Source organism: Frankia sp. CoWAU3 (assembly GCF_977971855.1).
Window position 1 is genome coordinate 1 of sequence record NZ_CDWWXB010000006.1, and the last position, 5306, is coordinate 5306.

General features: G+C 70.0%; 4 protein-coding genes and 4 tRNA genes. 4 read left to right on the top strand and 4 right to left on the bottom strand.

What is annotated here, in order from left to right:
* Nucleotides 1-8 precede the first annotated feature (8 nt).
* Both AC08ON_RS01520 and AC08ON_RS01525 read left to right on the top strand, forming a co-directional pair.
* Nucleotides 9-818: a DUF3097 domain-containing protein gene (locus AC08ON_RS01520; protein WP_011435799.1), complete on the top strand. Its 810-nt coding sequence runs from the start codon at nt 9-11 to the stop codon at nt 816-818.
* A 99-nt stretch (nt 819-917) separates the two neighbouring features.
* A complete protein-coding gene (locus AC08ON_RS01525; RefSeq protein ID WP_476606171.1) occupies nt 918-1778 on the top strand; it encodes an N-acetylmuramoyl-L-alanine amidase in 861 nt (286 codons plus the stop codon).
* A gap of 145 nt (nt 1779-1923) precedes the next feature.
* Here AC08ON_RS01525 and AC08ON_RS01530 read toward each other — a convergent pair.
* The 3 genes from AC08ON_RS01530 to AC08ON_RS01540 form a co-directional block, all read right to left on the bottom strand.
* Nucleotides 1924-1995, bottom strand: a tRNA-Val gene (locus AC08ON_RS01530).
* A gap of 13 nt (nt 1996-2008) precedes the next feature.
* Nucleotides 2009-2080, bottom strand: a tRNA-Cys gene (locus AC08ON_RS01535).
* Between the two features lie 43 nt (nt 2081-2123).
* Nucleotides 2124-2196: transfer RNA gene (locus tag AC08ON_RS01540), tRNA-Gly, on the bottom strand.
* A gap of 220 nt (nt 2197-2416) precedes the next feature.
* Between AC08ON_RS01540 and AC08ON_RS01545 the strand changes: the two genes are divergently transcribed.
* The gene (locus tag AC08ON_RS01545; RefSeq protein WP_476606170.1) at nt 2417-3598 is read left to right on the top strand and encodes a chorismate-binding protein; all 1182 of its coding nucleotides are present in this window, start codon (nt 2417-2419) and stop codon (nt 3596-3598) included.
* Between the two features lie 152 nt (nt 3599-3750).
* Here AC08ON_RS01545 and AC08ON_RS01550 read toward each other — a convergent pair whose 3' ends face one another.
* Nucleotides 3751-4182: an SsgA family sporulation/cell division regulator gene (locus tag AC08ON_RS01550; protein WP_009739629.1), complete on the bottom strand. Its 432-nt coding sequence runs from the start codon at nt 4180-4182 to the stop codon at nt 3751-3753.
* 443 nt (nt 4183-4625) lie between these two features.
* Between AC08ON_RS01550 and AC08ON_RS01555 the strand changes: the two genes are divergently transcribed.
* Nucleotides 4626-4697, top strand: a tRNA-Val gene (locus AC08ON_RS01555).
* The last annotated feature ends 609 nt before the right edge of the window (nt 4698-5306 follow it).

The following is a 5306-nucleotide window of genomic DNA, read 5'->3' on the forward strand; positions in this document are numbered from 1 at the left end:
TTCGCAGGATGCGTAGTCGAGACTACGGGCCGGACGTCCTGGCTCCCGCCGCCCGTCCGCGCCCGGTGCGCCCGCCGGAGGTCGAGCTCGAGCGTGACCTCGTTGTCGAGGACGTGGCCACCGGTTTCTGCGGGGCCGTGGTAGGCAGCGAGAACGGTGGGGTGACGCTGGAGGACCGCCACGGCATCCGGAGGGTCTTCCCCCTGGAACCCGGCGCCTTCCTGATCGAGGGCGCGCGGGTGACCCTCGTGCGTCCCCGCCGCGGGACCCCGGCCCCCGCGGCGCGCACCGCGTCCGGGTCCGTGGCGGTGCCCCGCCACCGGGCCAGGGTCGCGCGGGCGAGCCGTATCTACGTGGAGGGTCTGCACGACGCCGCCTTGGTCGAGCGGGTCTGGGGTGACGACCTGCGCATCGAGGGGGTGGTGGTGGAGAGCTTGGACGGGGTCGACGACCTGCCGTCGGTGGTCGCGGGGTTCCGCCCGGGGCCCGGCCGCCGGCTCGGCGTGTTGGTGGACCATCTCGTCCCGGGGTCGAAGGAGAGCCGGATCGCCGCCTCCGTCGCCGGTGACCACGTCCTGGTGACCGGTCATCCCTACATCGACATCTGGCAGGCGGTGAAGCCGGCGTCGGTCGGCATTCCCCGCTGGCCCGAGATTCCCCGCGGCCAGCCCTGGAAGGAAGGGGTCTGTCAGGCCCTCGGTGTGGAGGACCCGGCGCAGATGTGGCGCCGGATCCTGGCCTCGGTGGACAGCTACACCGACCTTGAGGTGGGCCTGCTCGGCGCGGTGGAACGACTGATCGACTTCGTCACCGGCTGACGGCCGGGCCCGGGCGGCCCCCGTACGCGCGCCGCGCAGCCGACCGCGTACGGTCACTTCCGGCGGGGACGGGCCCCCTCCGTAGGCGGGAGACACCGAATGCCGGCACGGATCAGACCATCGATCCTGCTTCGGATCGTCGGTGCGGCCGTCGTGGCCCTGGTCGCCGTGGCCCTGGTCGCCGGGGTGGCTCTGCATCTCGTGGTGGGCGGGTCCGCCGGGGCGGGCGCACCCGGCCTCCGGCCCGGCGTGGACGGGACCTCACCAACCGCCCTGTCCGGCCGGAAGGTCGTCCTCGATCCCGGGCACAACGGAGGAAACGGCGCCGCCGCGGGGTCGATCAACCGGCGGGTTCCGGCCGGCGGTTTCGACAAGGAATGCGACACCGTCGGCGCCGAGACCGACAGTGGTTACCCGGAGCACGCCTTCACCTTCGACGTCGCTGGGCGGGCGGCGGCCATTCTGCGCTCCCGGGGCGCGAGCGTGATCCTGACGCGCGACAACGACTCCGGGGTGGGCCCGTGCATCGACGAGCGGGCCCGCATCGGCAACCGGACCTCGGCTGACGCGGTGGTGTCGATACATGCCGACGGGGGACCGGCGGACGGGCGCGGCTTTCATGTCATCGCGCCCGCGCTCAGCCCGGACCGGGCCAACGCACCGATCCTAGCCCCGTCGGCACGTCTCGCGGCGATGGTACGATCCGCCTTCGGCCGGGCCACCGGGCAGCCACTGGCGGACTACCTGGGCGAGGATGGTATGACAATCCGCTCCGATCTCGGTGGGCTCAACCTCTCGCGGGTGCCGAAGGTCTTCCTGGAGTGCGGCAACATGCGCAACCGCACCGATGCGGCCGAGCTCGCCAACCCGGCCTGGCGGGCCCGGGCGGCGGCGGGCCTTGTGGACGGGATCACGTCGTTCCTGCTGGGGGACGAGGCGTCCTCGCCCGGCCCGGGCTGACCCGGCTTCGTCCGGCGATGGGCGCGGCGGGCGGCCGGGCCCATCGCCGGATTTCCGGGCGGCCCACCGCCCACCGGCCGTCGCACACGCAGAGGGCCACCCGTGACGGGCGGCCCTCATAGGACGGTCAGAATGTGTCTCGCGGTGGGCGATACTGGGATTGAACCAGTGACCTCTACCGTGTCAAGGTAGCGCTCTCCCACTGAGCTAATCGCCCGCGAAAGGATCAGAGGCGGAGGCGGGAATCGAACCCGCGTACAGGGCTTTGCAGGCCCTTGCCTAAACCACTCGGCCACTCCGCCGTGGGAGGCCGCTGGGGACGGACCTCAAGCCTCTCTGTTCCCGAGCGGACGACGGGATTCGAACCCGCGACCCTCACCTTGGCAAGGTGATGCTCTACCAACTGAGCCACGTCCGCGCTGCTCCGCGCTTCTCGGCGGTGCAGGTAGCACTCTAGCGGACGATCGGGCCAGACGTCGAACCGTCCGGCGGGCGTCGCTGAGATGTTGCGTTGGGTCAAGTTTCTCCGGATGAACACCGGCTTTCGCCCACGGCACGTCCATGCGGCCGGCGGCCGTCGAGGGGCTGGTCCATGCCCTGGGCGGCGGGTCACCTCGGGCGGCGGTAGCGTGATCGGAATGAGCGAGACGAACGTGGCGGCTCGGGAGACGAGCCCTCTCGGGCGTGTGGCACCGTCACCCCCGTGGGATGCCTCCTCGTTCCTGCTCGCCGGCGGCCGGTTCGCGACCGAGGTCGTGGAGATCAGCGATGACGCCGCGGTGCTGGATCGAGATGGCTTCTGGGCGGTCGTCGTCGACTTCAAGGGGGCCGTCCGTTGCATCCGGTTCGCCGACGTGCGGCCGGCACCTCCCGGTGGTGTCGCGGCGCTGCGGCGTGGCCCCTGGCTCGGACCGTCGCGAGCCGCATGGGCGACGACCATGAACCGGGCAGCCTACCTTGACGGGGTTGCGGCGATCCGTGAGCGTATCGCGGCGGGGGAGGTCTACCAGGTCAATCTCTGCCGATTGCTGTCGGCGCCCCTGTCGGCGCCCGCGGCGGAAGGCGCGGGGGGTCCCGGTGTCGGTGCTGCCGGTGTCGATCTTGGTGCCCTGGCGGCCGTCGTCGCCGCCGGCAATCCCGCGCCGTACGCGGTCGTCCTGGACGTGCCGGAGGCCGGGGTGCGCATCGTCGGCGCCTCCCCGGAGCTGTTCCTCTCCCGCCAGGGCGACGTCGTGAGCTCCAGGCCCATCAAGGGAACCGGTCGGACGGCGGCGGATCTGCGGGAGAAGGACGTCGCCGAGAACATCATGATTGTCGATCTTGTTCGCAACGATCTCGGGCGGGTTGCCCGCCCGGGAGGCGTGACGGTGCCTTCACTCTGCGCTGTGGAGAAACACCCCGGTCTCGTGCACCTCGTCTCGACCGTCCGGGCCCGGCTGCGGCCGGGAGTGGGCTGGCGGGACCTCCTGGCGGCGACCTGCCCGCCTGGTTCCGTCTCCGGTGCGCCGAAGTCGAGTGCGCTGCGGATCATCCGAGAACTGGAACCGGCCTCTCGGGGCTACTACTGCGGGGGGATCGGCTGGGTGGATGCCGACCGGAACGTGGGTTGGCTGTCTGTTGGTATTCGTACGTTCTGGATCGAGGACGACCGGATCTGGTTCGGTACCGGCGCTGGTATCACGTGGGGGAGTGATCCGGACTCGGAGTGGCGTGAGACCGAGCTGAAGGCCGACCGGCTGGTGGGGCTGGCGAGCCGATCGGACGATAAGCCGGGCACCGGCGGTGGGCCGAGGACAAAAGAACCCGCCTGGCGGCGCTAGGCCGGCCAGGCGGGCGGGTGCTCTGTGTGTGACTGGTCTGTGTGTGACCGGGTGGAAGCTACCTCGGATGCAGGTGGGGAAGGGCCTCCCCTGGTCGCAAAATGCCCGCACCGGCTTACCGGGATCGGGCAGCGGTCCCGACCCCGGTGAGATCACCGCTCGGGGCCGCCCCAGATGAGGAGGGCGAGTTCGGCGTCAAGATCGATGATGTCGCTCTCCCCGCCGAGGGGGACGGCTGAATACGTCCGCCGTAGGAAGGCCAGCACCTCGGACCGCGGCATCTCGAACAGTGCATGCCCGGACGGGCTGGACAGGGACAGGCAGACGATCCGTCCCCCGGACTGGGCGGCAGGCCACACCTGCACGTCGCCATCCCCGGCAGGTCGGCGCACACCGTCGCTGAGGAGCTGGCGTGCGAATGTCCACTCCACGACCTCGTCCGCACCGGTGCGGAAGCCGATGCTGATCGCGTACGGATCGGCCGGCTCGTACCGGACGGTGGCGGCGACCGGCACGGGCGCCCCGCCGGGAACGACAAGGCGGAGGGCGAGTTCTGCGGTGATTGAATCGTGACGAATAGTCATCGGGTGGCCTCTCATGGTGCGATGGTGCGGGCGAGCACCCGTGTAACGGGATAGTTCCCTCTCCGAGTCCCGTTGGAAACAAGATTATGCCAAGACAACATCCGTTACGGTAGTTCGGGCGAGTTGCCTGGCCCGGAAGGGTGAACCTGCTTCGAGTGATCATGGTTCGGTCGACTATCGGACGGATCTTCTACTTAAATCCTATAGATGATTACTGTCCGTAGCGTCCGAGCGTCCCCGGGCGCCAGGTCATCCCGCCAAGGCCGTTCCCCCCTGAGTCTTCCCCATCGGGACCCTTCCCAACCACGGCCAGTCGCGGCGAACCTGGTCCAGTCCGGCCACCGGACAGGACGGTGGACATTGCCCCATCCGTCCGTCGACCCCCCGCTGCCGACCCCTTCGTCGGCCCGTATCCCCGGCGTGTAGGGTGGTCCCACCAGCAAGGGCGTATAGCTCAGTGGTAGAGCGCTGCCTTCACACGGCAGAGGTCCGTGGTTCGAAACCACGTACGCCCACGCGATTGGGCTTGCCATGCTCCGCTCCCGGGTCGGGAGCTTGTTGTGCTCCCATGAGATATCTGTCCAGTGGATGATCTTCGCGCCCCTCGCGATGCGGCGTTTTTCCTGGTCCGGGCGGTTTTGTCGGTGCCTGGGAGGGGCTACCCCAAACGGGTGGTGCAGCTCGGCGGTGTCCTCTCCCGCCGGCGGGACTCGGCACGTTTCCCCCGGTAGCAGGCCGTCTCGGTCCCGTCCGAGGTCTGCCCGGGTGTGCCCCCGGCCCTCGCGGCGTGCTGTGGCTCGAAGGGTGGTCGGAGCTGTCCGCTGCCGGTGGGGCGCCTGCCTCAGGGAGTGGTGCGAAATATCCCCGATTGGCCGGTTTCTGGGTGTCTGGGCCGCGACGTCGTGGGCTGGCGACGAATCGACATCTACCCCCACTTTGGTGGGGACATCGCCGATGGAGGCGGATCCCGGAGGGGGTCCCGGCCGATGCTCCAGCCCGGGCGACAGTGTGGGCGACGAGCGCGTCGATACCTCGACCCGGGGTCGGCTCCGAGCCTCGTTCTTCACGGAAAGTGACGTCCAAGCCCGCGTCGCGGTGCCCCCGGGTGCATCGCGCGAGCCGCC